General features: G+C 67.8%; 25 protein-coding genes. 9 read left to right on the top strand and 16 right to left on the bottom strand.

All coding sequences use genetic code 11. The features are described 5' to 3' along the window. Nucleotides 1–973: 973 nt before the first annotated feature. Together ACIBGM_RS42940 and ACIBGM_RS42935 are read right to left on the bottom strand one after the other, a co-directional pair. On the bottom strand, nt 974–1180 hold the full coding sequence (locus ACIBGM_RS42940; protein ID WP_360520187.1) for a hypothetical protein: 207 nt from the start codon (nt 1178–1180) through the stop codon (nt 974–976). Beyond that, nucleotides 1177–2043 carry a LysR family transcriptional regulator gene (locus tag ACIBGM_RS42935; RefSeq protein WP_360520185.1) on the bottom strand — a complete coding sequence of 289 codons (867 nt, stop codon included), beginning with the start codon at nt 2041–2043 and terminating at the stop codon, nt 1177–1179. Before ACIBGM_RS42935 ends, ACIBGM_RS42940 begins: the two co-directional genes overlap by 4 nt. Nucleotides 2044–2118: 75 nt before the next feature. On the opposite strand from ACIBGM_RS42935, the gene ACIBGM_RS42930 reads away from it, so the two are divergent. Beyond that, nucleotides 2119–2625, top strand: coding sequence for a hypothetical protein (locus tag ACIBGM_RS42930; RefSeq protein ID WP_396388832.1), 507 nt, complete (start codon nt 2119–2121; stop codon nt 2623–2625). Here the strand turns inward: ACIBGM_RS42930 and ACIBGM_RS42925 are convergent. Further along, nucleotides 2616–3500, bottom strand: coding sequence for an aldo/keto reductase (locus tag ACIBGM_RS42925; RefSeq protein ID WP_396388831.1), 885 nt, complete (start codon nt 3498–3500; stop codon nt 2616–2618). The genes ACIBGM_RS42930 and ACIBGM_RS42925 overlap by 10 nt on opposite strands. A gap of 166 nt (nt 3501–3666) precedes the next feature. Here ACIBGM_RS42925 and ACIBGM_RS42920 point away from each other — a divergent pair, with 166 nt between their 5' ends. Beyond that, nucleotides 3667–4560: an LLM class flavin-dependent oxidoreductase gene (locus ACIBGM_RS42920; protein WP_396388830.1), complete on the top strand. Its 894-nt coding sequence runs from the start codon at nt 3667–3669 to the stop codon at nt 4558–4560. A 59-nt stretch (nt 4561–4619) separates the two neighbouring features. Further along, nucleotides 4620–5177 carry a DinB family protein gene (locus ACIBGM_RS42915; protein WP_396388829.1) on the top strand — a complete coding sequence of 186 codons (558 nt, stop codon included), beginning with the start codon at nt 4620–4622 and terminating at the stop codon, nt 5175–5177. A 2-nt stretch (nt 5178–5179) separates the two neighbouring features. Here ACIBGM_RS42915 and ACIBGM_RS42910 read toward each other — a convergent pair whose 3' ends face one another. The 6 genes from ACIBGM_RS42910 to ACIBGM_RS42885 all read right to left on the bottom strand — a co-directional run bounded on the left by ACIBGM_RS42910 (nt 5180) and on the right by ACIBGM_RS42885 (nt 11298). Continuing rightward, nucleotides 5180–5776 (bottom strand): dihydrofolate reductase family protein, encoded by a 597-nt coding sequence (locus ACIBGM_RS42910; protein ID WP_396388828.1) that lies wholly within the window; start codon nt 5774–5776, stop codon nt 5180–5182. 1 nt (nt 5777) lies between these two features. After that, nucleotides 5778–6332 carry a dihydrofolate reductase family protein gene (locus tag ACIBGM_RS42905; RefSeq protein ID WP_360520173.1) on the bottom strand — a complete coding sequence of 185 codons (555 nt, stop codon included), beginning with the start codon at nt 6330–6332 and terminating at the stop codon, nt 5778–5780. An 87-nt stretch (nt 6333–6419) separates the two neighbouring features. Next, nucleotides 6420–9092 carry an AAA family ATPase gene (locus ACIBGM_RS42900; protein ID WP_396388827.1) on the bottom strand — a complete coding sequence of 891 codons (2673 nt, stop codon included), beginning with the start codon at nt 9090–9092 and terminating at the stop codon, nt 6420–6422. A 45-nt stretch (nt 9093–9137) separates the two neighbouring features. Further along, complete coding sequence (locus tag ACIBGM_RS42895) at nt 9138–10361, bottom strand: DUF6596 domain-containing protein (protein ID WP_360520170.1); 1224 nt, start codon at nt 10359–10361, stop codon at nt 9138–9140. Beyond that, nucleotides 10358–10681 carry a YciI family protein gene (locus tag ACIBGM_RS42890; RefSeq protein ID WP_360520168.1) on the bottom strand — a complete coding sequence of 108 codons (324 nt, stop codon included), beginning with the start codon at nt 10679–10681 and terminating at the stop codon, nt 10358–10360. The genes ACIBGM_RS42895 and ACIBGM_RS42890 overlap by 4 nt, the downstream gene beginning before the upstream one ends. Before the next feature lie 95 nt (nt 10682–10776). Continuing rightward, nucleotides 10777–11298 carry a hypothetical protein gene (locus ACIBGM_RS42885; protein ID WP_360520166.1) on the bottom strand — a complete coding sequence of 174 codons (522 nt, stop codon included), beginning with the start codon at nt 11296–11298 and terminating at the stop codon, nt 10777–10779. A gap of 56 nt (nt 11299–11354) precedes the next feature. Between ACIBGM_RS42885 and ACIBGM_RS42880 the strand changes: the two genes are divergently transcribed. Both ACIBGM_RS42880 and ACIBGM_RS42875 read left to right on the top strand, forming a co-directional pair. Further along, complete coding sequence (locus ACIBGM_RS42880; RefSeq protein WP_360520164.1) at nt 11355–12278, top strand: phosphotransferase; 924 nt, start codon at nt 11355–11357, stop codon at nt 12276–12278. Between the two features lie 25 nt (nt 12279–12303). Beyond that, entirely contained in the window at nt 12304–13338 is a 1035-nt protein-coding gene (locus tag ACIBGM_RS42875) for an aminoglycoside phosphotransferase family protein (protein WP_360520162.1), read from the top strand. 35 nt (nt 13339–13373) lie between these two features. Here the strand turns inward: ACIBGM_RS42875 and ACIBGM_RS42870 are convergent, their stop codons facing one another. Then, nucleotides 13374–14507: an aminoglycoside phosphotransferase gene (locus tag ACIBGM_RS42870; RefSeq protein WP_360520160.1), complete on the bottom strand. Its 1134-nt coding sequence runs from the start codon at nt 14505–14507 to the stop codon at nt 13374–13376. Between the two features lie 358 nt (nt 14508–14865). Here ACIBGM_RS42870 and ACIBGM_RS42865 point away from each other — a divergent pair, with 358 nt between their 5' ends. Continuing rightward, nucleotides 14866–15375 carry a tyrosine-type recombinase/integrase gene (locus tag ACIBGM_RS42865; protein ID WP_360520158.1) on the top strand — a complete coding sequence of 170 codons (510 nt, stop codon included), beginning with the start codon at nt 14866–14868 and terminating at the stop codon, nt 15373–15375. Nucleotides 15376–15903: 528 nt separating this feature from the next. Here ACIBGM_RS42865 and ACIBGM_RS42860 read toward each other — a convergent pair. The 3 genes from ACIBGM_RS42860 to ACIBGM_RS42850 all read right to left on the bottom strand — a co-directional run bounded on the left by ACIBGM_RS42860 (nt 15904) and on the right by ACIBGM_RS42850 (nt 18399). After that, nucleotides 15904–16710, bottom strand: a complete 807-nt coding sequence (locus ACIBGM_RS42860; RefSeq protein ID WP_396388841.1) for an alpha/beta fold hydrolase — start codon at nt 16708–16710, stop codon at nt 15904–15906. 602 nt (nt 16711–17312) lie between these two features. Continuing rightward, entirely contained in the window at nt 17313–17738 is a 426-nt protein-coding gene (locus tag ACIBGM_RS42855; RefSeq protein WP_396388826.1) for a VOC family protein, read from the bottom strand. A 244-nt stretch (nt 17739–17982) separates the two neighbouring features. Then, complete coding sequence (locus tag ACIBGM_RS42850; protein WP_396388825.1) at nt 17983–18399, bottom strand: ankyrin repeat domain-containing protein; 417 nt, start codon at nt 18397–18399, stop codon at nt 17983–17985. A gap of 210 nt (nt 18400–18609) precedes the next feature. Here ACIBGM_RS42850 and ACIBGM_RS42845 point away from each other — a divergent pair, with 210 nt between their 5' ends. Then, the gene (locus tag ACIBGM_RS42845; protein WP_396388824.1) at nt 18610–19428 is read left to right on the top strand and encodes an LLM class flavin-dependent oxidoreductase; all 819 of its coding nucleotides are present in this window, start codon (nt 18610–18612) and stop codon (nt 19426–19428) included. 220 nt (nt 19429–19648) lie between these two features. Here the strand turns inward: ACIBGM_RS42845 and ACIBGM_RS42840 are convergent, their stop codons facing one another. Together ACIBGM_RS42840 and ACIBGM_RS42835 are read right to left on the bottom strand one after the other, a co-directional pair. Further along, nucleotides 19649–20254 carry a dihydrofolate reductase family protein gene (locus ACIBGM_RS42840; RefSeq protein WP_396388823.1) on the bottom strand — a complete coding sequence of 202 codons (606 nt, stop codon included), beginning with the start codon at nt 20252–20254 and terminating at the stop codon, nt 19649–19651. 74 nt (nt 20255–20328) lie between these two features. Further along, nucleotides 20329–20790 carry a VOC family protein gene (locus tag ACIBGM_RS42835; RefSeq protein WP_360520148.1) on the bottom strand — a complete coding sequence of 154 codons (462 nt, stop codon included), beginning with the start codon at nt 20788–20790 and terminating at the stop codon, nt 20329–20331. Nucleotides 20791–20911: 121 nt separating this feature from the next. Between ACIBGM_RS42835 and ACIBGM_RS42830 the strand changes: the two genes are divergently transcribed. Next, entirely contained in the window at nt 20912–21745 is an 834-nt protein-coding gene (locus ACIBGM_RS42830) for a metalloregulator ArsR/SmtB family transcription factor (RefSeq protein ID WP_360520146.1), read from the top strand. Continuing rightward, on the top strand, nt 21742–22341 hold the full coding sequence (locus tag ACIBGM_RS42825; RefSeq protein ID WP_360520144.1) for a dihydrofolate reductase family protein: 600 nt from the start codon (nt 21742–21744) through the stop codon (nt 22339–22341). The genes ACIBGM_RS42830 and ACIBGM_RS42825 overlap by 4 nt, the downstream gene beginning before the upstream one ends. Here the strand turns inward: ACIBGM_RS42825 and ACIBGM_RS42820 are convergent. Next, complete coding sequence (locus tag ACIBGM_RS42820; protein ID WP_360520142.1) at nt 22323–23441, bottom strand: LuxR C-terminal-related transcriptional regulator; 1119 nt, start codon at nt 23439–23441, stop codon at nt 22323–22325. The two genes, ACIBGM_RS42825 and ACIBGM_RS42820, sit on opposite strands and share 19 nt — an antisense overlap. Between the last annotated feature and the right edge of the window lie 79 nt (nt 23442–23520).

The raw sequence follows: 23520 nt of genomic DNA, 5'->3' as shown, positions 1-23520 counted from the left end.
GGTGTGGGGGGTGTGGTGGGTGGGGGGGGGGTTCCCGCCCCCCCCCCCGCGGCCGCCCCCCCCCCCCCCCCCCCCCCCCCCCCCCCCCCCCCCCCACGACCAGGGAAGGACGCAGCTGTTCCGGAGCAGCTCACCGGAGTGGTCGCGTGCCGGGGGTGGATTCGGTGTGCCGGGGTGGATCCGGGGGATGTGGATCATGAGGTTGGGTTCGGGTGGGCCGGGGTTGTGTCGGTGGCGCGTCCGGAGATTGGGGTCGGATCGGACGGTGTTTGCCGGCGGTGCATCCGGAGGTTGGGGTTCGGGTGAACCGAACCGAGGCGGAGGTCGTCAACACATCGTCGGGCTGATCACGGCCGCGGGCCTGGAGCGTGTCGGCGGCGCGCGAACTCCGTGGGCTTCAGGTCCTCGAGGAGATGGTTCGGTGGGTGGTCGGATTGGTCCGCATGCTGGTCAGGTTCGGCTGAGAGCCGCGGGCTTGAACACCCTCCGGGGACCTCGGACATCACACAGCCTGTCCTAGGTCCCCAGTTCCTGTGCAAGCCCCCAGGTGATTCCACCGGGGTCCCGGGATGCGGACGAAACTGGCCATATGCCGGGCAAACCAGGCAAACCGGGGGAGCTGGGCAAACCGGCCGAGCTGGGTCAGCCGGGGGAGACTGCGCAAACCGGCCGAGCTGGGTCAGCCGGGGGAGTCGGGCAAGCCCGGCGAGACCGGCCGCATGCCCTGACCATCTCGGTGCCTCACGGGATCGTGCTCGAGCCCGGTCCGTTTGCGTTGAAGGCGATGGCGATGCCTGTGTAGACACCGTTGCGGACTTCCAGCGCGGGTTCGCACGCTCGACGAAGCCGAAGGTGTCGCAGAGGTAGACGCCGACGGGGTGCCAGGCGAGGGTCGCAGCGCGGGCACCACGTCGTGCTCGACGCACCACTCCACGACCTCGGCGATGCCGTCGACCAACGGGAGTTCGCCGAGTCACTCGCGGACTTGCGTCTCGCTGGTCCTGGCCCAGCCACGGGCGTCGAGCTCCTCGACGTACCGTGCCTCGACCAGCCCTGCGTCCCAGGCCGCCTCGGCTTCGAACACAGCAGCCGCATGGCCGAGGTAGCCGGCTAGGTGGACCGCCGACGAGATGCCGGGGACGAGTGTTCCGTCGACGTCGAAGGAGGCAACAGATCTCACGCGTGAGCCGCTTCGGTGAGGGCGGCGAGGAGGGCTGCGGTGGCGGGTGGGTCGGGGGGTTCGCCGTACGTCGCGGCGTACACGTGCCGTCGTGAACCCGGGAGCTCGGTCGCGAAGATCCCGTCGGTCCGATGGGCACGCAGGGCCAGCCCGGGCATCGTGGTCACGCCGAGACCGGCGGCGACCAGGGTCTGCATGACGACCATGTCGTCGGAGGTGTAGCCGATCTTCGGCTCGTAGCCTTCCTCGGCGCACACCGACAGCAGATGGCTGCGACACCGGGCACAGCCCGCGATCCAGGTGGCGTCGTGAAGGTCGGCAAGTCGTTGCTCTCGGCCCGGTGACAGCAAGTACACCGGGTCGTCGAGCAGGTGGTGCAGTCGTACGCCGCTCGGTTCGGGTTCGGTCTCGTCGTACCGGAAGATCACCGCGACGTCGACCTTGCCGGTGCGTAGCAGGTCGAGCGCCTCGGGCGGATGCATGTCGGTCAGGCCGATCTGCAGGCCGGGATGCGTCCCGGCCAGCGTGCTCACAGCACGCGGGATCAGCGACCCGATCGCAGACGAGAACCCGGCGAGCCGGACCCGGCCGGCGGTCAGCCCGACGTGCGCGGCCAGCTCCGCGTCGACCGCATCGATCCGCCCGAGGATCTCGGCCGCCCGGTCGGCCAGCAGCTGACCGGCCGCCGTCAACCGGATGCCGCGACCGACCCGTTGCAGCAGTTGCGCACCGGTCTCGGCCTCGAGCCGAGCGAGGTGATGCGTCACCGACGGCTGCGAGTAGTGCAACTCCCGCGCCGCCGCCGTGACGGAACCGTGCCGCGCGACCGCCTCGATCACGCGCAAGCGAGTGACGTCCAGCATGCATCAACTCTATCTATCGATGAGCATGAAGATTGGCATTGGACGTTATGGGTCGGCCGCGCGCACGCTCGATACATGACAACCACACTGATTCACCCCCTGACAGCGTTGATCGAAGGCGTACGCACTGCCGTCACCAAGCACGCGAACTGGTCGGACACCGCCGACCTCGTGTCCGACCAGCTCCGCCTGCACTTGCCTCGCCCAGAGGACATCCTGACCGCCGAGCAGCGCGACGGCTCACCCGAGAGCTACCGCAGCCACACCCTGCACGTCGAACCCGACGGCTCGTTCTCGATCATCGGACTGGTCTGGCGACCGGGCCAGATCACCCGCATCCACGACCACGTGACGTGGTGCGTGTTCGGCGTACTCCAAGGAGTCGAGCACGAGGAGCTGTTCGACGCCGACCTCCAGCTGCTGGGGGAGAGCGACAACAAGGTCGGCGACGTCAGCGGCTTCGCCCCACCCGGCGACATCCACCGCGTCCACAACACCACCGACACCACCGCGATCTCCCTCCACATCTACGGCACCGATGTGACCCGCATCGGCTCCAGCGTCCGCCGCTACTACGACTGATCCGTGAGCGCGTCCAGTACGGCGACCTGCTCGGGGGAGAGGTTGATGTCGCCGGCAGCCACGTTCTCGGCCAGGTGATCGCGGTTGCCGGTACCCGGGATCGCGAGCACGTGGTCGCCCCGGGACAACGTCCAGGCGATCCGGATCTGAGCAGGTGTCGCGTCGTGGTCACGAGCGATGGCGAGCACGGTGTCGTCCGCGGAGACACCGCCCGCCTCGCGACCGGCCGCCGTCACCGCGAAGAACGGGACGAACGCCATCCCCTCCTTCCCGCAGAAGTCGAGCACCTCGTCGTTCACCCGGCCGAAGCCCACGCCGTACCTGTTCTGCACCGCGACGACCGGTGCGATCGCCCGCGCTTCCTCGATGTGCTGCATCCGGACGTTCGACACCGCCAGGTGCCGGATCAGGCCCTTCTCCCGCAACTCGGCCAGGACCCCGAAGTGCTCGGCGATGGAGTCGAGGCCTTGCTGGCGCAGGTAGACGATGTCCAGCGCTTCCCGCCCGAGCGAACGCAGGTCACGCTCGACCAGCTCCGGCAACTGATCCGGCCGCGCCATCCCCGCCTTGGTCGGCCCCACCTTGGTGGCGACGACGATCTCATCCGAGTACGGCGCCAGCGCGCGGCGGACAACGTCGTTCGCCCAGCCGAGGCTGACGAAGTCGTTGTGCGGGCCCGAACCGCCTGTCGACGGGTCGTGCTGCCGGGTCACGCCGTACGACGGGTAAAAGTCGGCGGTGTCGATGTGGTCGACGCCGAGCTCGACGGCGTACCGCAGCAGGGCGATCGCCTGCTCCTGCGCATTCGGCCCGTTGCTCCCGGCCAGCCGCTTCGTCCCGAACCCGACCCGGCCGACAGCCTGGCCCCCGATCATCGACTTGCGCTGCGCATTTTCTGGTGATAAGTTAATTGATGAGAGCGTATTCTTCTGCGCTTTCTGCATTTCGCCAGGATAAGCCCAGCTGTGAATTCCGTCCAGCTTTTGCGGCAACTTTTTCGCACCGGTGACCAGGTGAATGGCGGGCCTTGGGGGAGGCGGCGTGGAGTTCGGGGTGCATCTGCCGTTGATGGAGTTCGGCGGCGAGGCAGTGTCGCTCGCCGGCCTGCAGGCGACCGTCGACGCGGCGCGCGACGGCGGCTTCACGACCGTCTCGGCCAACGACCACTTCCTGTTCTCGACCCCGTGGCTCGACGGGCCGACCGCGCTCGCAGCCGTACTGGATCGCTCCGGAGACCTGACGCTGGCGACGACGATCTCGCTGCTTTCCCTCCGCGGACCTGTGCCGCTGGCAAAGACCTTGGTTGCGCTGGACGTGCTGTCGGGCGGGCGGATCATTGCCGGCGTTGGGCCGGGATCCTCGCGGCGGGATTATGACGCTGTCGGAATATCTTTCGAGGACCGATGGAGCCGGTTCGAGGAGGCGGTGACGATTCTCCGGGCCCTTCTCGGGCGCGGGCCGATGCCGGAGAAGACTCGCTATTACGCAGTGCCGGACGGTGAATTGCAGCCGCTGCCAGTCAAAGACGGTGGAATCCCGGTGTGGATCGGAAGTTGGGGTTCACCGGCCGGGCTGCGCCGGGTTGGCCGGCTCGCGGATGGCTGGCTCGCGTCGGCGTACAACACCAGCCCGGAGCAGTTCGCGACGGCACAGCAGCAGCTGGCTGCCTTTCCGAACGCCCTCGTGACGATGTGGACCTGGATCACCGAGGACCGGTCCGAGCGCGAACGCGTCGTCCACGACGTCCTCGCGCCGTTGCTCAAGCGCGACCCCGAGGACCTCCGCGACCGCGTCTGCGTCGGCCCGGCCGGTCACTGCGCCGACCTCCTCTCCCGCTACGCCCAGGCCAACTGCCACCGAGCCCACCTCTGGCCCCTAGGCGACCCACTGAGGCAACTTGACCTGTTCGCCAACCAAGTCGCACCACGCATTTGACACCAAGAGGCTGTGAAATCCACTTGGCAGGGGAGTGTTCAAGCAGCAGCATTCGGGGCATGAGTGAGCAACCCGAGCGGTGGACCCAGGCGACCGTTTACCCCGATATGTGGGCCGACCCGGACCAGGATCCGCGCAACAACGACTCCAGCCCGGACGGCGAGCTGGCGACGTTGCTGGACTTTCTCGACGGGTACCGCCTGACGCTGCTGATGAAGTGCGAGGGCCTGGACCCGGAACAGCTCGCTCGTCGCTCCGTTCCGCCGTCCACGATGTCGCTCCTCGGCCTGCTGCGCCACCTCGCCGAGGTCGAGCGCGACTGGCGGACCTGGATGAACCCCAGCGAGCCGCTGCCGAAGCTGTACGGCAAGCGTGACGCCGACTTCGACGAGGCAGTCGCCGAGCAGGCGATGGTCGACGCCGCCTACGCAGACCTCGCCCGCGAACAGGCCGCCACCGACGCGGCGCTTGCCGAACACCCGGACCTCAGTGAACGCCTGCCCAAGGACGACACCGCGGTCCGGGAGCTCATGGTTCACCGCATCGAGGAGTACGCCCGGCACTGCGGTCACGCCGACCTGCTTCGAGAGTGCGTCGACGGCCGCGTCGGCCAGTAGCGCTACCTGATCGGCGGTACGTCGTACACGAGGTGGGTCACGCGCTCGCCCTGCGCGACGAGCGACGGGTCGGCGAGCGTGACCTCGCCGTCGGCCCCGCCGAAGAACGGCCGGCCCGTGCCGAACACCACGGGTACGACGTTCATCACCACCTGGTCGATCAGGCCGAGACGTAACGCCTGCCCGCCGACGTTCCCGGCCGCGACATCGACGATCCGGTCGCCGGCGACCTCGCGGGCCTGGGCGATGGCCGACTCGACCCCGTCGGTGACGAACGTGAACGGCGCGGTGTCGATGAACTCCCAGCTCTTCGGCTCCTCGTGGGTGACCACGAAGACGCGGTCACCGGCCACCGCCTGACCGTCCCAGCCGTTGGTCTGGTCGAACACGAACCGGCCGACCACCATCGCGCCGATGTCGCCGGGGTAGACCGCCTGGATGAAGTCCTTGGTGGCCTTGTTGGTGCGCATCTCGGTCCCGTTCCACTCCCAGACCACGTCGCCGTGCTGGAACCAGTCGAACAGCGGCCCGATCCCGCCGTCGGGCGTCGCGACGTAGCCGTCGGCGGACACGGCGGCGTACATGATCGTCTTGGCCATCTCAGGCTCCCGCCGGCCGGTAGCGCAGCCAGACGACACCGGACCGGTACGGCGTGAGCGACACCAACTGGAGGCGGATCGGGCCGACCCCGTCGAGGATCCGCGGTCCGGACGGCCACAGGTGCGGGTTCATCCAGAACCAGAACTCGTCGACCAGCCCCTCCTGGGCCAGCGTGTGCGCGAACTCGCCGCAGCCGGAGACGATCAGGTTGCCCTGGTGCTTCTCCTTGAGGGCCGGGATCGCCTGGACCACGTCGCCTTCGATGAGCGTGGAGTTCCAGTCCAGCGATCCGGTGAGGGTCCGCGAGGCGACGTACTTGGGCATGCCGTTGACCCGCTCGGCGTAGTACCCCATCGACGGGTCCTCACCGAGGTGCGGCCAGACGGCGGCCAGCCCTTCGTACGTCTTGCGGCCGAGGAGGAGCGCGTCGGCCAGGATCAGTTGCTCCAGGCCCGCGTCGCCGCTGTCGGCGTCGAGCTCGAGCCACTCCTCGGGCGAGGGCGCCTCGAAGGCGCCGTTGACAGTGATCTGGTTGTGAACGATGACCTTTCCCATGCCTTCGAGGCTAGGAATCCGGCCGGCCCGTTCGCATCTGTCGAACGACTGGCGCCGAGCCGCCGGTCGCCGGTCATCCGGGGGCCGTCATAGGTCGAGGTGCCCGAGCTCGGCCCGTCGTTTGACCCCGAGTTTCGGGTACGCCTTGTAAAGGTGGTGGCCGACCGTGCGCGGGCTGAGGAACAGCTCGGCGGCAATCTCGCGGTTGCTCATCCCCAGGGCGGCGCGACGAACCACCTGCAGTTCCTGCGGGGTCAGTCCGCCGGAGCTCTCTGCTTCCCCGGGAGCGGTCTCGCCGAGCGCGGTCAGCTCTGAACGCACGCGCGGTAGCCAGCCGTGAGCACCGATCCGGTCGAAGGTCTCGTACGCTTCGACCAGTTGTTCCTTGGCTGCGTTGGGGCGCCGGTGCCTGCGCAACCATTCGCCGTACACGAGCCGAGTCCGTGCCTGGTCGTAGGGACCGGTCGCCAGGGACTCTTCGAACAGTCGGTCCGCCGTCGCGCCATAGTCAAGCAGCGCCTGACAACGCAGCAGGAGGGCCGAGGCGACCGGGCTCTTGGTGTACGACGCCCAGTCGGTGAGCCAGCCTAGGTACCGCCGGGCCCGGTCGGTGTCGCCGATTCGCACGGCGGCCTCGACCTGATCCGGGATCGCGCGCACTGTCACGTCGCGACCGGGCGGACCTTCGCAGGCCACTTCGAGCCGGCTGAGTGCGCGGTGCGGGTCGCCGTTCATGAGGTGGAGCAGACCGAGCGTCCACGTGGCCTGCGCTGCCGCCATGCCGTGCTGCCGCGAGTCGTTCATGACGCGTACTGCGAGTCGCTCGGCGTCGACGCTGTCGCCGCGGGCTGCGGCGAGCCAGGCCGCCATGGCGGACAGGACGATGACCTCCAGGTGCTGACCCAGCTCCTCGGCGAGCGCCATCGCCTCCGCGACGTTGCTGTCGGCGTCGCGGATCCGGCCAGTCACGAGTTGGGCGAGCACCAGGGGCTCTTGGGCGTAGGGCAGCCAGCCCAGCTCGCCGCGGCTGCGCAGCTGGGCGACAACTGTGTCCAGCACCCCGACTGCTGCTTCGTCCTCGCCGATCAGCAGTCCCAGGAACGCTGCGCTCAGTCGCTCCAGGGTGTCGCCGTCGACGCTGTCGCGGACAGCAAGAGCTGCGGTGCGCATCGGTTCGACCGCCGCGGCGACGTCACCACACAGGAGGTCAGCGAAGCCCACCAGTCCGTCGATCACCGGTGTCGGACCTTCCGGGACCGAGCGGAGCCGCTCCGCGCAGCGACGCAGCAGTGCGGGGTCCGCCGCGTCGCGTGCGCACCAGGTGGCCTCGGTCAGGATCGAGACAGCGAGGTCTGGCTCGGTGGCCAGCACCGGGGCGACGGCCTCCAGCGCGATCCGGGTCGCTTCGGCCGGCGACGTACGCTCATAGGCCACCTGTGCGCGGATCCAGCCGGCCTCCGCCACCTCACTGGGTGCGTTGCTCAGCTCGGCGCCGGCGGCTGCCAGCTCGACGGCTCGGTCCAGCTGGCCTGCGTCGTACGCCGCCCGCGCGGCAGCTACCAGCCGCTTCCCGCGAAGGGCCGGTGCGCTGCTTAGTTGGGCCGCGCGGTCGAGGGCCCGCGCAGCGGCCGCGGCCGCGCCACGTCCCGTCGCTCGCCGGGCGACCTGCTCCAGGCCGTCTGCCGCTGCGTCGTCCGGTCCACCGGCGGCGGCTGCGACGTGCCAAGCGCGCCGGTCAGCGTCGCGCGGGTCAGTCAGCACCTCAGCGAGTGCCCGGTGCGCCGCGACCCGGCGGGCGAAGGGCGCCTCCTGATAGGCCGCCGACCTGATCAGTGGATGGCGGAACACCACGCCGTCGGCACCTACTTGGATCAGTCGGATGCGCTCGGCCGGCTCGAAGTCGCCCGTGTTGCACCCGAGCTCAGCTGCGGCTGCAATGAGTGTTGGCAGCGCGGAGCCATGATCGGCGGCGGCCAGCAGCAGGACCGTGCGGGTTGGCTCTTCGAGGGCGCCGATCTGCCGTCGGAAGTGCTCCTCGAGTCGGCCTGCGGCAGGCAACGGCGCGACGGGCGCCGGGACCGCCGACGTCTCGGTCGCATGGGCTGCCAGCTCGACGATGGCCAGCGGATTGCCCGCGGACTCCGCGAGGACGCGCTCGGCGACGTCGCTCGGGAGTGTCGCTGCGGCCGCGGCGAGTCGAGCGGCGTCGGCGGCGCCGAGGCGGGGGAGTGAGACGCTCTCCAGTCCGGGGGCAGGGAACGGTCGTTCCCCGTCTCGGGCGGCGAAGATCGTCGCGACCGGGTCGGCGTGTAAGCGTCGTACCGCGAACAGCAGAGCGTCGATCGACGACTGATCGAACCATTGCGCGTCGTCGAGCAGGCACAACAGCGGCCGGTCGCCGGCGATCTCGGACAGCAACGACAGCGTCGCCGCGCCCGGGAGCATCCGGTCGACCGGGACGCTGCTCGCGCCGAACGCAGCCCGGAGAGCCTCCGCCTGCGCGCCGGGGAGCGCTTCCAGGCGGTCGAGATCGCGGACGAACATCAACTGGAGGGCGGCGTACGCCACCTCGGCCTCGGACTCGATCCCCACCACGCGCAGCACCCGCATGCCGCCGGCGACACTCTCCGCGTAGTCGAGCAGCGCGGTCTTGCCGATCCCGGCCTCGCCGCGCAGCACCAGCGACCGGCTCCGGCCGTCCTTCGCATCGGCCACGAGGCGATTGATCCGCGACTGCTCGCCGTACCGTCCGACTATCACAGCGGCACGCTAGACGCTGCCGCCGCGCATCAACAGCCCTTCAACCTAGGCCAACTGGTCGCGGCGGCGGGTCAGGTGGGCGACCTCGGCGGTGTTGCCCGCCAACTCGATCGCCTTGTCGTAGGCGACCCGCGCCTCCGGACCGCGACGCATCCGCCGCAACAACTCGGCCCGCGTCGCGTGAAAGGCGTGATAACCGGTCAACTGGTCCTCGAGACGCTCGATCGTCGCCAGCGCCACCTCCGGACCGTCGAGCTCCGCGACCGCAATGGCCCGGTTCAGCGCAACGATCGGAGACGGGTCGACCCGAACCAACTGGTCGTACAAGGCAACGATCTGCGACCAGTCCGTGTCGCGCACGTCCGGAGCGTCGGTGTGTACGGCGTTGATCGCCGCGAGGATCTGGTAGCGACCCGGACGCACACCGGCCGCCAGACGCTCGCGCACCAGCCGATGCCCCTCGGCGATCAGCTCGGCGTCCCAGGATCCACGGTCCTGCTGATCGAGGGGGACCAACTCGCCGCTCGCCGAGATCCGGGCGGTACGGCGGGCCTCGGTGAGGAGCATGAGTGCCAGCAGGCCGGCGACCTCACCGTCGGCCGGCAACAGAGCCCGGATCAGGCGCGTGAGCCGGATCGCTTCGGCGGTCAGCTCGTGGCGCACCGGGTCGGTGTCGGAGCCGGTCGCGAGGTAGCCCTCGTTGAAGACCAGGAAGAGGACGGCGAGCACACCGGAGACGCGGGCCGGGAGATCTTCGGCGGACGGGACCCGGTAGGGGATTCGAGCGGCCTTGATCTTGGCCTTGGCCCGGGTGATCCGTTGCCCCATCGCGGTTTCCTGCACCAGGAAGGCACGGGCGATCTCGGGCACGGTCAGACCGCCGACCATGCGCAGCGTCAGCGCCACGCGGGTCTCCATCGCGAGCGCCGGGTGGCAGCAGGTGAAGATCAGCCGGAGCCGCTCGTCGTCGATGATCCCGAGAGGCTCGGGCGGGTCGTCGTACACCATCTGAGCCTCCTTGTGCTTGTCGTCGCGCTTGCTCTCGCGACGGATCCGGTCGATGGCCTTGCGATTCGCGGTCGTGGTCAGCCAGGCGCCGGGATTCGGCGGTACGCCGTCGGCCGGCCAGCGCTCGACGGCGGTCGCGAACGCCTCGGCGGCCGCCTCCTCGGCGATGTCGAGGTCGCCGAAACGCTTGGTGAGGGAGGCAACCACCCGCGCCCACTCCGCGTGGTGCACCCGGGTGATCGTCTCCTCGACATCGCTCACTGGAATGGCCGCACCTCGATCTTGCGGTCGCAGACCTTCGACGCCTCGGCGGCGAGCTTGAGCGCCACATCCAGGTCGGGGGCCTCCCACACCCAGACGCCGGCCAGGTACTCCTTCGACTCCACGAACGGCCCGTCGGTGACCACCGGCTGCTCACCGCGGTTGTCGATGACCGTGGCCGCGGTGGTGTCGGCGAGTCCGCCCGCGAAAACCCAGAAGCCCTCGGCGATCAGCCGTTCGTTGAACTTGCTGATGGCAGGCTGCCGGTCCGTGCTGCCGGGATTGCTCTTGTCGTCGATCACGGAAACCAGATACTGCATCTCGGTCAACTCCTGTGTGCTCCGGGCGTCCTGTCGGCCGCCATTCACTCCTGCAACGAACACCTCAGTCCTGATCCGACACAGCCTTCCAGATTTCATTCGAAGAAGCAGGGGAGTGGTTCGAGTGCGGCGACACCGGCCGGTGGAAAGTGCAGTGGGGGAGCCACAGATCCCTTCTCGGTGGCCCGCAGATGCCGGTCCACGAACCGCTGCGTCCTGCTGAGCACGGTGGCGCATTCCGCAGCCGTGATGTGCCCAGCACTGAGCGCATCCGCAAGCTCATCCAGATCCAGCACGTGATAGCGGTCAGCGCCGGGCGGGACCAAGAAGTCCACGTAGCGATCGTGTACGGCATATCCGCCGTCGACCAGTTCCACCTCGACGAGATCGACGTACCACCAGCCTTCGACCGGACCTTCGAACACCGCGGGCTTGGTCAACTGGATGCCTTCGTCGAGCAGCAGGTAGCTGCGATCGATCGTGGGTCGTCCGCGAACCTGGTATTGGGGGAGGATTCGTGCGTCGTACGCGACAACGTCGCCGACGCGCCGCCCGGGACACCACTGGCCCGTCCGGTGGAGGACTTGAACGGTCTCCATGTTCTTCTGATCTGCCACGAAGGGCAGAGTAATTCCGGTGCGTCGATGAAGTGCGAGGCCCTAGATTGCGGGGGATGAATCTCTCGCATCTCGGCGTACCGGTCGGGCCGATGGTCCGCGTGCATGGCGGGTTCGCCAACCGGATGTACCGGCTCGACACCGACCAGGGGTCGTTCGCGGTGAAGGAGTTGAACCTCGCCGACCGCCGGTTCGCCTACCACCTCGAGGACGTGTTCAGGTTCGAGCGGGCGGCGTTTGCGGCCGGTATCCCGATGCCAGAGCCGATCTCGGCCGGCCCCGACACGCTCGTCCACCGGTGGGTCGAGGGGGAGAAGGTGCCCGAAGCACCGGTGCCGGCGGCGTACGCGTTCGAGATCGGTGAGATCCTCGCGCGCCTCCACGCGCTCGACGTCGAGTGGACCGACAGGACGGTCGAAGAACTGACGTCACGGGACTGGCCAGAGCTCGCCGAGCGGGCGGTGGCGACCGGACAGCCGTGGGCCGAGGAACTCGCCTCCCAGGTCGAGACGTTCCTCGCGATTGCCCACTTCGTCGACACCTGCGAACGGCCGGGCCCCGTCGTACTGACCCACAAGGACGTCCAACCGTGGAACCTGCTCACTCGAGACGGCCGGCCGGTGGTGCTCGACTGGGAGCTCTCGGGGATGCTCGACCTGTCCAGTGAGCTCGGCTCGACCGCGCTGAGCATCTCGAAGGGACCTGGCTTCGACGACATCCAGCCAGCCATCTTCCGCGCGGTCCTGGACGGCTACGTCGCAGGAGGCGGAGCACTGCCGCCGCCGGGTCCAAGCTGGTTCGTGTTCATGATCGGCGGCTGGCTGGGCCACACGAGGTGGAACATCCTCCGCTGCCTGGCCGGCGTCGAGGCGACCACCGGCCCAGACCTCGCCCTGTCACACGAGTCCGCACGCAACGGCATCCGCGGCCTACCGGATCTGTTCCGCAGACTCCCAGACCTCGAAACGCTCCTCCGCTAGCGGTTGAGGTCGATACGTTGAGACCTTGTCAGCCGTTCTGAGGAGCACCGCGATCACCCGATCAACACCGTTCGTCGACGAGCCGGCTAGCGATCCGGCGCTGCTGAGGACGCTGGCGGCCGCTGGTCTGCCGGCAACCGGGCGTTTTCGTCCAAAGGCCGGCTGGGTCAGCCGCGTGTGGGTCGGCGACGAACACGTCGTACGACTGAGCAACGGACAGTACCGCGACTCGTTTCGCCACGAGGCTGCAGTCGCCAACCTGCTCGCCGGCAGCGAGGTCCCACACGCCCGGCACCTCGCCCACGGCGACGGTCCGGACGGGCCGTGGTGTGTCACCGAACGCGTGCCCGGCCGGACCCTGTACGAGGCGTGGCCGGCGGCGGACTCGCACACGCGCCAAGCAATGATCGAAAGCCTCGGCATTGCGTTGCGGGCACTTCACCGCGTTCCTGTCACGGCCGACCTGCTGCCGCCCTGGCTGGCCGACGCGCTGGCCGACGCGCTCGCCGGCAAGCCGTGGCCTGCGTTCCACCCACCCGTAGTGAGTGCGGCGCTCCAGCAGGTCGAGGCTGCCCGGCGACTGCCCGGTCATGACTCGCGCCTGCTCGCGGACGTCGCCGATTGGATCCAGGAGCGGCTGGCGTTGTTCGCCACCGACGAACCCGTCCTCGTCCATGGTGACTTACACGGTTCCAACGTGATGGTCGACCAAGGACGCGTCACCAGTCTGATCGACTTCGCGGAGGCGTTGGCTCAGCCGGCGGATGTCGAGCTCGACACCATCCTGCGCTGGTGCGCGAGGGCGCGAGAGTACCCACCCACACCCGACAAAGAAGGGCTCGACGAGACCACACTCACAGAGGTCCCCGGATGGCTGCACGGCGCGTATCCGGAGCTGTTCGAGCGCGAGCATCTGCGCGAGCGCCTGAACTTCTATGACATGTACGTGGAGCTCGCGCTCTACGCACACCACCCGCAGCCTGACATCCGCGAAGCGGCGCAGCACCGCATCGCTCGCCTCCTTTCCGGCCATAACCATCTAGACCGACTCGCCTGGTAGGTCGTCCGACCGGGCTCTGATATATCGGGCCGGGCTCACCGACTCAAGGCTGCGATAGCGCGCACCGCCAGTCGTTCGGCGTACTCGGTGCTTCCTGGCTGTACCCAACCCTCGTTGATGGTCGGCGTGTCGCCGTTGCTCACGGCCATCTGGAAATCGAGGCAGGCCAACCAGAGTGCTCGCATGTTCAGGATGCGGGGGAGCCTTTGGACCTCATCGTCGCTGAGCTGGACATACTGACGGTAGCCGCGCAGGACGGCGTCGATGTTGTCCGGGTTGCCTTCGGCTGTAGTCCTCAGGAGCCAGGCGAGTGCGGGTAGCCGCGGCCCGCGCCCGGAGCCGGCCCAGCCTACGATCGTGAGCGTGCCGGGGACGCCGACGGCGGCCCAGAGGTGGTAGTTGCTGTGGGTGAGCGCTTCGGGCAGCCCTTCAGCGTCGTCAGCGTTCTCGACCTGATCGCGCAGCCATTCGAACTTCTCCCGACCGTCGAGGGTCACTTTGTCCTCGACACTGGCCAGGAAGCTCATCGCCGCGGCCAGATCCTGTTTCGGCCGGCCCACGTAGAAGCCGCCGTCGGCTTCCTCCGCACCGCCGTCCCTGGCGACCGCGCCGGCTGCTGCGGGGAGCGTGTGTAATCGCCCCAACAGGCTGCCCAGTTCATGCGCGACCTCGGCGGATTCGCTGCGGCCGTGCTCGTCGGCCGGGCGTCCGCCGTCGACGAACTGCGTCACGATCACGCCGCTGTCGTCGAACCTCGACACCGGATCATCGTGCGCGATCCGTTCAGCGGGAAAGTCGTGCGCAGCCAGGAACCGCAGGATCTCCGCGTCGCCCTCGACACGAGCGAGCTGGTCAGCCCGCGACGAGAACACCCGGGCGATCCACGGCGGACCGTCCTCCCGCCGGACGAGCAACGTCGATGGGTAGTGGCCCGGCCACGAGCCACGTGGCCGGGTGGCCGGATCGTCGTCGATCGGTGCCAGCGAGCTGATCTGAATCCCGTACCGCGTCTCGAGGTGGGTCCTGAGGTCGAACTTCTCGAACGGGCGGGTCCGCGCGAACGGCGATCTGTTGATCTGCTCCAGATCGGCGAGTGCCTGGGTGTACCGCTGCCCGGTCTCGCGTGCCCGTTCGCGGACGGCGCGCTTGAAACTGCCCTGTTTGGTCATGACAAGCCTCCTCGAGCTGTCCTCGCCCCCCAGCGACGCGACACTCGATACAGGCCTGGACACGAACAGTTGGCCTTGAGGGCGGATTCCCCTTCGCCATCTCAAAGACCCCGCTGGGGCAGGTCCTCAGAAGCTGGGCATCGGCCGATGCCAGACCACATCCTGCTAACGGTCGCAAAGCAATGTCAACAACGGCCTCTGCCGCTGCCCGCTGAAGGGACCGATTCCCATCCACCGGAGCGCAACCGCACGAGTCGTCAGCTACCTGCAGACGCTGTGACAGGCTAGTAGTTGACATAATGTCGCTTATCGGCGCTTATATAACGGGAGTTGAAAGCTGCCCAAGTCTGGACAGGACGTGGTCGTCGAGCGCGTTGTGCACAGCGACGAGCTCAGCGCGCGCGACCGGGCTGCCGCCATCTTGGTCATCATCTTCGGCCAGCACATCGAAGACGTCGCCCAGCTGACTTGGGACGACGTCACCGTCACCGACGACGTCGTCACCGTCAGGCTCGGCAAAACCGAGTTCGCACTCCCCTCCCCCTTGGACGAGCCCATGCGCCAACCCGCAGCCGCACCCGGCAACGACCTCACTGCGTCCCATCCCCACAGCAACTGGGTCTTCCGCGGCTACTCGCCCGGCCAGCACATTCACGGCTCGAGTTTGCGACAGAGGCTGAAGGTTGTATTCAGCACCCGAGCTGCCCGGCTCGGGACGTTGCACGAACTCACCAAGCTCGGCCCGGTACCGATCATCGCCGACGCGCTCGGCTACCACCCGGCCACGATCGAACGCCACGCGCTCGGCTCGGCAACGACGTATGCCGAGTACATCGCCGCCGCACGTGAGCAGAGGCGTATCTCGTGACAGTGCGAATGGCTTCGGTTGAGGGAATGGCCGGGGACGTGCGCCAATGCGGCGGAACCCGACGCCTATCGGGCCGCGCTGAAGTCCTCGCGGGGGCGTGCTCGTCCGGCGCCGTGCAGTGACTGCTGTACGCCGCCGACCCCTTGGGCCGTGGCGCCGAGGCCTCACCATTGGCGGGCTGAACTGACCCTCAAATGATCATTCGCTCGTGGCTTCGTAGGTGAGCAAGAGCGATCCGCTGGGTGTCGATTGGCTCTCCATGAGACTCCACTGTGAGTCTGATGCGCCATCGCCGGCGAAGAGCCGGTGAGTCCGTGCGCTGGCTGCCCAGTTGACGAGCTCGCGGCAAGGTCCGCGTCATCGGCGCACCCGTCATGGGGAAGGGATCGCAGGCTTGCAGATCGCGTTCGCGCCAACACGCGGCGAGACTCCGGAACTCAGGAGTCGCCGCTCACCGACCGATGCTGACGTGGCCGATGGGCCTGCGTTCCGAAGCGACCCACGGTCGCCACCTGATCAGTCGACGGGTTACTGGTTGAAGAACGTCTTCAGTACACGGGCCATGAGTTCGGGGGCGACGACGTGTCCCTGCCCGTCGAGCGTGTGTCGTTCGGTCTGGGGGATGGCAGCGGTTATCGCTTTCGCGGCGCGGTCGAAGAAGTCGGTCGGGAGGCCTGCGAACTGGGGCTCGGTGGTCGGACCCTCGGTGGTCACCAGGACCGACTGAGTGATGCGGGCAAGTCGGTTCGTGGGGATCTTGTAGTCATTGAGGATCACGGCGTCTTTGACGAGCGTGTGGGCGAGCGCGACGGACGAGGCCCAGAGCGGGTGCTGTTTGCCAGCCGCGATGTCCGCGTCGGGTCCGCCGGTAAGCCTCATGAACAGTTCCAGGAGCTCCTCGTCCCGGCCGGCTTTGTATGCCTCGTGGGTGTCCGCGAGGTACTGGTTGAACCTCGGCCACAGGTCGTCCCCGATCACGTACGGCACATCCCACACCGCGATCTTGTCGATCGCCGAACCTGCCGCTGCTGCCTCCAGCACGAGGGCGCCGCCAGATGAGGCGCCGTACACGTGAGCTGAGCCGCCGGCTGTCGCAATCAGCGCGTCGAGGTCTTCCACCTCCCGCGCCAAGGCGTACGGCGGTGTATTGCCGCTGGCGCCCCGGCCGCGTCGTGCGTAATTGTAGACCGTGAAATGGTCGGCAAGGAGCCGGGCCAGCGGCGCGTTCTCAGCGCCGTCGTCTAGGGTGCCGCCGACGAGGATCACCGCCGGGCCAGTGCCTTTCCGGTCGTAGGCGATCCTCGTACCGTCGTCGGACGTCACACGAAGTGTCATCTCGTTCACTGCTTCTCTCCATTTCTCGATGCGTGGTCGTCACCGTCGGAGAATGTCGACCAGGATTGAGTTACTGGATCTGCGAGCCCAGGCGATCACCGCAGCCACTACCAGGAGGGCCAGGGGCAGCCACGGGCTCTCCTCCAGACACAGTGTCCTGCCCCAGCCGGTCTCCAGCATCCACCGTCGCCCCGGCGAGCCTGAAGGACCCCGCGCCGCGGGGGCACCGGGTGACCTACAGCCTCACCGAGGTCGGGATTCAAACTGTCCCCGTCTTGATCGCTCTGGGCGAATGGGGCCGCTACCGCTTCGGCCGCCCAGAGGATGCTCCGCCCGAGTGGGACCGATTCGACGCACTGGTCGAAGGAGGACCACAGGCTTGCGTTGCGCTCATGGACAGCTTGCGTAGCGAACATCTGAGCCAGTCCTGAAATGCACCGTTCGAATCCTTAGACCCCAACTCCCGGCTCATCAACTCCCGTCCCTGCCAGTTAACCCACGGGTTTTTTGCGCAGGTCAAACCCGGTTTTCGCGGCAGAGGAGGGAATCGCTCAACTGGTGCACAGACGCACGGACATAGCCGATGACCGTGCGGCGGGTCCTCAGGTGAGGCAGAACTCGTTGCCCTCTATGTCCTGCATGACCATGCACGCGTCGGTGCCGTCGTACAGCAGTCGCTCGCGTCTCGCGCCGAGCGGGACGAGCCGAGCGCACTCGGCCTCGAGGGCGGCCAGCCGCTCTTCGCCCTCAAGGTCATAGGCGACCCGCACGTCGAGGTGGACGCGGTTCTTGGCCACCTTGCCTTCGGGCACGCGCTGGAAGTACAGGCGCGGGCCCACCCCCGAGGGATCGACGCAGGCGAACCACGAGCCCTGCTCCTCGGGCGGCATCGAGTGTTGGAAGTCGTCCCACGTTCCGAAGCCCTCCAGAGGCGGCACGACGTACCCCAGCACCTCGCACCAGAACCGACCGACGCGCTCGGGTTCGATGCAGTCGAAGGTGACCTGGACCTGCTTGACCGATGGCATGGACCGACAACCTACTACCGCCTGCTACCACCAGCTCGGGGTGGGTATGCACTCCCTGGCGCTGGCTGGCGTTGGGAGATTCAAGTGCACACTTTCTGGCGCTCTGCGCGCGCTCGGAGGCACGCTACTGCGCGATCCGGGCGTCCGCTCCCCACTACTCCCGCCTCATCAACTCCCGTCCCTGCCAGTTGAACATGGGGAGTCGGAACGACTGAATCGCGCCATTGGCGGCGATCTTCGCGCACTACCCGAAGAAGCGCTTGAGGTCGTAGTTCGCGACGGTGTCAGCGATCCCCCGAGGCGTCCTTCCATGGTTGTTCTCGGCGTCCGGGTCGGCCCCGGCGGCCAGCAAGACGGACACAATCTCGCCCTCTTGGTCACGGACGTTCATCAGGGCAACCCACAGAGGTGTGTTGCCGAACCGGTTGCGGGCATCGATCGAAGCCCCGGCCCCAATGAGTGCCTCCGCCACGGCGGCGTGACCTTCCTGCGCCGCAAAGTCCAGCGGAGTGAAGCCTGCGCCGTCAGCCAGATCAACGTCTCCACCGCTGGCAATCAGCGCCACGACCTGATCAGTGTCACCGTCCAGAGCAGCGTAGTGCAGCGCTGATCGTCCGCCCCGGTCCAGGGTTTGGTCCATGCAGAGATGGTCGCAGACCATCGCGCAAGCGCACCGACAAGCCGCGATCTGGGCGATTCCGGCTGCCCTACTCCCAGCTCATCAACAGACGTCGCAATCTGCGGACAGCCGACCACGGCGGTTCAGTTCCGATCGAGGTGTCGACGTTCCAAAGGCGGGGTTGTCGGATTCTGGGTGGCGGGTTCGTGGAGAGGGCAACCGGACAAGGTTCCAGACTCGAGGAGAACCACGATGAACGACAAGGCCAAGCCAGTGACCAGACCATACCGATTCGGGGTCGTTGCGCCGATCGGTTCTGACCTGCCGGCGTGGCGAGACCGCGTGCGCCGCATCGCCGACAGCGGTTACTCAACGTTGCTGATGCCCGACGTTCCTACGTGGCAACCAGCACTTGGCCCCACGCTGGCGACCGCGGCCACGCTCGCTGACCTGCGGATCGGCTCGTGGGTCTATGCCGCCGCGCTGCGCGAACCATGGAGTACAGCATGGGAGGCTCACTCACTCTCAGTACTCACCGAAGGCCGCTTCGAAATGGGCATCGGCGCCGGCCGACCCGGGATCGAAGTCGAGCTGGGGCTGCCTGCAGTCTCCCCAGCTGAGCGTCGTGCCAGGATGCGCGAGACCGTGGCCGCCCTGCGGACGTTCGATGGCCCCGATCTGCACACGCCGGTGGTCATGGCGGTGAGCGGACCGAAGTCGCAGGCGCTGGCGCTCGAAGTTGCTGACGCAGTCACGTTCGTACTCGCACCGGACGATGATCGGGTCGAAACCACGCACCGGGTACGCGACCTTGCCGGCCGCCGGGACATCGAACTCGCCCAGCACGTCGCCGCCGTCGGTGACCGTGTCGCTCCGTTCATGGCGCCGCCCAACCTCGACACCGCAGCGCTCCGCGCGGCCGACTCGCTCGTCATACTTCCGAGTGACCCCGCGGCAGCCGCCGAAGAAATCCAACGCCGACGCGAGGAGATCGGCTTCTCCTATTTCGTCATCGGCGCCGACTTCGCCGACACACTCGCGCCGGTCGTGGCCAAGCTGGCCGGACAATAGGCGGCGCACGCCTCGGGGCTCAACTAAGCGACAGCGATCGCATCGCCGCTCCCGGACCGATCCTCGTCCGCCTCAGCTGAGCCGGTGCCGACATCCGTTGGCTCTGCTACCCCTGCTGTCCGTCCTACTCCCGGCTCTTCAACTCCCGTTCCTGCCAGTTGAACAGCGGGAGCAGAAGTAGATGGTTTCCTGCGTTAGATGCAGGTTTCCAGGGGCGGTGTTACGCGGGGGCGCCGAGTGGCGGGTGGTCGAGGACGCGGGGCTTGTACTCGACCAGTTGGATGCGGCCGTCGAAGGTGCGGTGCTCGATCATCTCGAGGGCGACGTCCGGATAGCCGTCGTAGATGCGTTCTTCGCCCGTGGCCCCGGTGATCACCGGGAACATCCCGACCCGGAAGCGGTCGACGAGTCCGGCTCGTAGCAGGGACCGGCACAGGCTGATGCTGCCGATCGTGCTGAGGATCCCCGTCCCACTGGACTTCATGGCGCGGACCGCCTCGACGGCGTCGTCGCGGACGAGCGTGGAGTTGGCCCACGTCAGCGGCTCCTCGAGTGAGGACGAGAACACCACCTTGGTCGCTTGCGTGAGCTCGTCGACGGACGCCTCTTCGTCGGGACTGAACTCGTCTTGGCCACTCGGGACCTCGCCGGCGGCGAAGCCCGACATCAGGCGGTAGGTGTTCGCTCCCATCAGGTAGGTGACCTCGGGCTGCTCACCGAGCCATGCGAGGTACTCCGGTCCCTCGAGGCCCCAGAACCCGGGCCATCCCTGTCCCGATGCGTAGCCGTCGAGGGAGGTGATGAAATCGACGAGAAGCTCCGACATGACGGTGTCCTTCCTAGGCTGTCACGAGCTTGGACTGGCCGGGCCTGCTCCACTTCGACTTTATCGAGGGGGTGTCAGTCCAGGCAGAATTCGTTGCCTTCGGGGTCTTGCATGGTGATGAAGCCGGCTTCCATCGGGGGCGCCGGATCGACGCGGTATCCCCGGGTTGCGCCTAGGGCTTCGAGGCGGGTGCACTCGGCTTCCAGAGCGGCCATTCGTTCGTCGCCTTCGAGGCCCGGGGCTGCACGGACGTCCAGATGAACGCGGTTCTTGACGGTCTTGCCTTCCGGGACTTGCTGGAAGAAGACGCGTGGGTGGTTGCCGTCCGGGTCCTCGATGGCCGACCTGGTGTTGCGCTGGTCTTCCGGTACGCCGATGCGCTCCAGGAACTCGTCCCACGCAGCCAGCGGATCAGCGCCCTCCGGAAGCTCGACCCCGGGCGGCCCAGGATGCACGTAGCCCAGGACGTCGCGCCAGAAGGTCGACAGCGCCCGCGGGTCGTGGGCGTCGAAGGTGATTTGGACCTCGCGGCTCATCAGGTCGCTCCGTTCTTCCGGCTCAGGTGAGAGTCACCCTGCCATCCGCGACCGACAAGTTCGTGGGTTCGCGGAAGTTATTCCTTGACACGAATATTCGTCCGTGTGAATAATCGGAGTCATGGACGCAGTGATCAGTGCCTTGGCGGACCCGGCGCGGTGGCGCCTGGTGACGCTGTTGGCCGAACGCCCGAGGTCGGTCGGCGTACTCGCGGAGCTTGCGCAGGCGCGGCAGCCGCAGACGACGAAGCACCTGCAGACGCTCGAGCGGGCCGGCATCGTGATCTCGCAGCGGACAGGGCAGCGGCGCATCTACGCGTTGCAGGCCACTCCCCTGCGGGATCTCGCGACCGCGCTCAGCCGGCTCGCCGACGCCGTGGATCAGCCTGGTGGGGCACGTACGGCGTTCGACCGTCACGGGCTCAGCCTCGAAGCGGAGCGGCTCGCTGCCGAGGCGCCGGGATGGGCGGACGGTCGGACGTTCGGGTTCCACCGTTCGCTGGCCGGCGATCCCGAGCTGGTCTGGCGGCATCTGACCGAGACGGATCTGCTGACCCTCTGGTGGACGCCGGACGACCTGCGTGTCTCTGAGCTGATCTTCGAGCCGCGCCCAGGCGGCCGGATCGTCCTGGAGTACCGCGACCTCGAGGACACCGGCGGCACCGAGCAGGTTGCCGGACGGGGCGAGGGAACCGTCGACGAAGCGCGCCCAGGGGAGGGCCTCTCCTACCGCCTCTCCCCCACGCTGCCCGACGGCAGCATCGCCTTCACGGCGCAGGTCGACTTCGACCTCCGCAGTACTGACGCCGGCACCGAGCTGGACGTCCTCTACCGCATCACCGACAGCACCGTCGACTCCGCGGACTTCATCGCCGGGATCGAACTGGGCTTCGGCCAGAGCCTCGACAAGCTCGTGGCGACCCTGCAGAACACCGACTTGAGGAGCAAGAAATGACCGAGCAGACCAGCGGCCGCCGGGTCGTGACCAACATGAGCCTGTCCATCGACGGCCGGTACGCCAAGACCGATCCGCTCGACATGGGCTGGGTGCTGCCGTACGCCATCACCGATGTCGCACGCAACCACATGACGAGCCTCTTCGAGCCGGCCACGACGGCGCTGCTCGGCCGGGTCAACGCCGAAGGTTTCCTGGGGTTCTGGCCCACGGTCATCGGCATGGAGGGCGCCGACCCGCGCGACGAGGCGTTCGCGAAGTGGCTCGTCGACACCGACAAGGTGGTGCTGTCGTCCACCCTCACCGAGGCGCCCTGGGACCGTACGACGATTGTCGACAATCCTACTGTCGACGTGGTGAACGAGCTCAAGGCGACCGAGGGCGGCGACATCGTCGTGTTCTCCAGCGCCAGCGTCATCAAGGCACTGCTGGCAGCCGACCAGGTCGACCGCCTGGCACTGATGATCTTCCCGATCTTCCTCGGCAACGGCCCCCAACTGTTCGACGGCGCTCTCCCGGAGAACCAGTGGACCCTGACCAGCCAGACCGCCGGCCCGGACGGCGAAATCGCCCTGATCTACGACCGCACCCGCTGACCTGGAGCTCGAGTGGACGTGGGCTCGGGTAGGGCCGGCCAGTAGTGCTCGGTGAAGAGGCGCGCTACGAGCTCGCCTCGGGTGGAGACGTGCGCCTTGCTGAAGACCATTTTGAGGTGGTCGCGGACTGTGTGCGGGGAGATGAACAGTGTCGAGGCGATCTCGGCCGTGGTCATTCCGCGCGCGACCAGCTGGGTGATCTGAAGCTCGCGTGACGTCAGGCCGTAGGCGTCGGCGATCAGGACGGCCAGATCGGCAGTCGTTGCAGGCTCGAGGACGAGAGCCACCGGGCCCGGCCGGCCACCAGGACCGTTGAGACAAGAGGCATGACAAACCAGCCAGCGGCCGTCGGCCGTTCGCAGACGTATCCGGGCGTTGCCATGGTCGCGTCCGTCTGCGATCGCTCGCGCCTGGAGCGCCGTACCGATCACCCAGATGGGGAGCTTCAGCCCGAGTGGCGAGGGGAAGCTGGGTCCCGTCGGCAGCGTAGAGAGGTGATGGCGGGCCTCGTCGTTGATGGACGTGGCCGCGCCGGTCTCGTCGAAGAGGATCAGGCCGGGCGCCGGCGAGTCCGTGCGGGGCGCGGTCTCGCTGGGCCGGGCGAACTCGCGCAGCCGTTCGGCCAGCGGGCGGGACAGGTCCGCGAGCAGCGCGATGTCGTCCGGGCTGAAGGCGTCGGTGGTGCGGAACAGGCTCACCAGCCCCCACGGCCGGTCGCCGATCCGCAGTACGACGCGGAGTTCGTCGTACACACCTTGACCGGCCAGCAACCGCCGGAAGCGGGCGCTGCGGGCGGGCAGACCGCCGGTCGCGGCGCGCAAGCCCGCAGCCGGGACAGTCGCGCGGGCGAGGTCGCGGAACGGTACGACGTTCTCCTCGAGCAGCTCGCTCTCCCAGTAGGTGGCGCAGCCGTCTCCGGAGCCGAGGTTCTCGACCAGCATCGGCGCCGTGATCAGACCGGTCTCCGGGTCGGACGCCGTCCACACGGCCGAGTGGAACGGCACCCGCCGCCGCAACCCCGCTGAGACGCGACTGAACAGGTCAACCCCGTTAACGGCCCGCTCGGCAGCCGACAGCACCGCCCGGCGGTGATCAGTCATCCACATCCCTCCGCCGACCAGTGTGCCCGGTCCCCCACAACGCACCATCCCTCGTTTGAGGGGGTCAGCGCGCTGTCGA

It is taken from the genome of Kribbella sp. NPDC050470 (assembly GCF_044458365.1).
Lineage (GTDB): Bacteria > Actinomycetota > Actinomycetes > Propionibacteriales > Kribbellaceae > Kribbella.
This window is presented reverse-complemented; position numbering and strand designations above follow the sequence as displayed.

Bases quoted from the DNA above. Each gene is read 5' to 3' on its own strand.
- ACIBGM_RS42935 (WP_360520185.1), bottom strand. From the start codon at position 2,043: ATGCTGGACGTCACTCGCTTGCGCGTGATCGAGGCGGTCGCGCGGCAC.
- ACIBGM_RS42930 (WP_396388832.1), top strand. From the start codon at position 2,119: ATGACAACCACACTGATTCACCCCCTGACAGCGTTGATCGAAGGCGTA.
- ACIBGM_RS42925 (WP_396388831.1), bottom strand. From the start codon at position 3,500: ATGATCGGGGGCCAGGCTGTCGGCCGGGTCGGGTTCGGGACGAAGCGG.
- ACIBGM_RS42915 (WP_396388829.1), top strand. From the start codon at position 4,620: ATGAGTGAGCAACCCGAGCGGTGGACCCAGGCGACCGTTTACCCCGAT.
- ACIBGM_RS42910 (WP_396388828.1), bottom strand. From the start codon at position 5,776: ATGGCCAAGACGATCATGTACGCCGCCGTGTCCGCCGACGGCTACGTC.
- ACIBGM_RS42905 (WP_360520173.1), bottom strand. From the start codon at position 6,332: ATGGGAAAGGTCATCGTTCACAACCAGATCACTGTCAACGGCGCCTTC.
- ACIBGM_RS42890 (WP_360520168.1), bottom strand. From the start codon at position 10,681: ATGCAGTATCTGGTTTCCGTGATCGACGACAAGAGCAATCCCGGCAGC.
- ACIBGM_RS42880 (WP_360520164.1), top strand. From the start codon at position 11,355: ATGAATCTCTCGCATCTCGGCGTACCGGTCGGGCCGATGGTCCGCGTG.
- ACIBGM_RS42870 (WP_360520160.1), bottom strand. From the start codon at position 14,507: ATGACCAAACAGGGCAGTTTCAAGCGCGCCGTCCGCGAACGGGCACGC.
- ACIBGM_RS42860 (WP_396388841.1), bottom strand. From the start codon at position 16,710: ATGACACTTCGTGTGACGTCCGACGACGGTACGAGGATCGCCTACGAC.
- ACIBGM_RS42855 (WP_396388826.1), bottom strand. From the start codon at position 17,738: ATGCCATCGGTCAAGCAGGTCCAGGTCACCTTCGACTGCATCGAACCC.
- ACIBGM_RS42850 (WP_396388825.1), bottom strand. From the start codon at position 18,399: ATGGTCTGCGACCATCTCTGCATGGACCAAACCCTGGACCGGGGCGGA.
- ACIBGM_RS42845 (WP_396388824.1), top strand. From the start codon at position 18,610: ATGAACGACAAGGCCAAGCCAGTGACCAGACCATACCGATTCGGGGTC.
- ACIBGM_RS42840 (WP_396388823.1), bottom strand. From the start codon at position 20,254: ATGTCGGAGCTTCTCGTCGATTTCATCACCTCCCTCGACGGCTACGCA.
- ACIBGM_RS42835 (WP_360520148.1), bottom strand. From the start codon at position 20,790: ATGAGCCGCGAGGTCCAAATCACCTTCGACGCCCACGACCCGCGGGCG.
- ACIBGM_RS42830 (WP_360520146.1), top strand. From the start codon at position 20,912: ATGGACGCAGTGATCAGTGCCTTGGCGGACCCGGCGCGGTGGCGCCTG.
- ACIBGM_RS42825 (WP_360520144.1), top strand. From the start codon at position 21,742: ATGACCGAGCAGACCAGCGGCCGCCGGGTCGTGACCAACATGAGCCTG.
- ACIBGM_RS42820 (WP_360520142.1), bottom strand. From the start codon at position 23,441: ATGACTGATCACCGCCGGGCGGTGCTGTCGGCTGCCGAGCGGGCCGTT.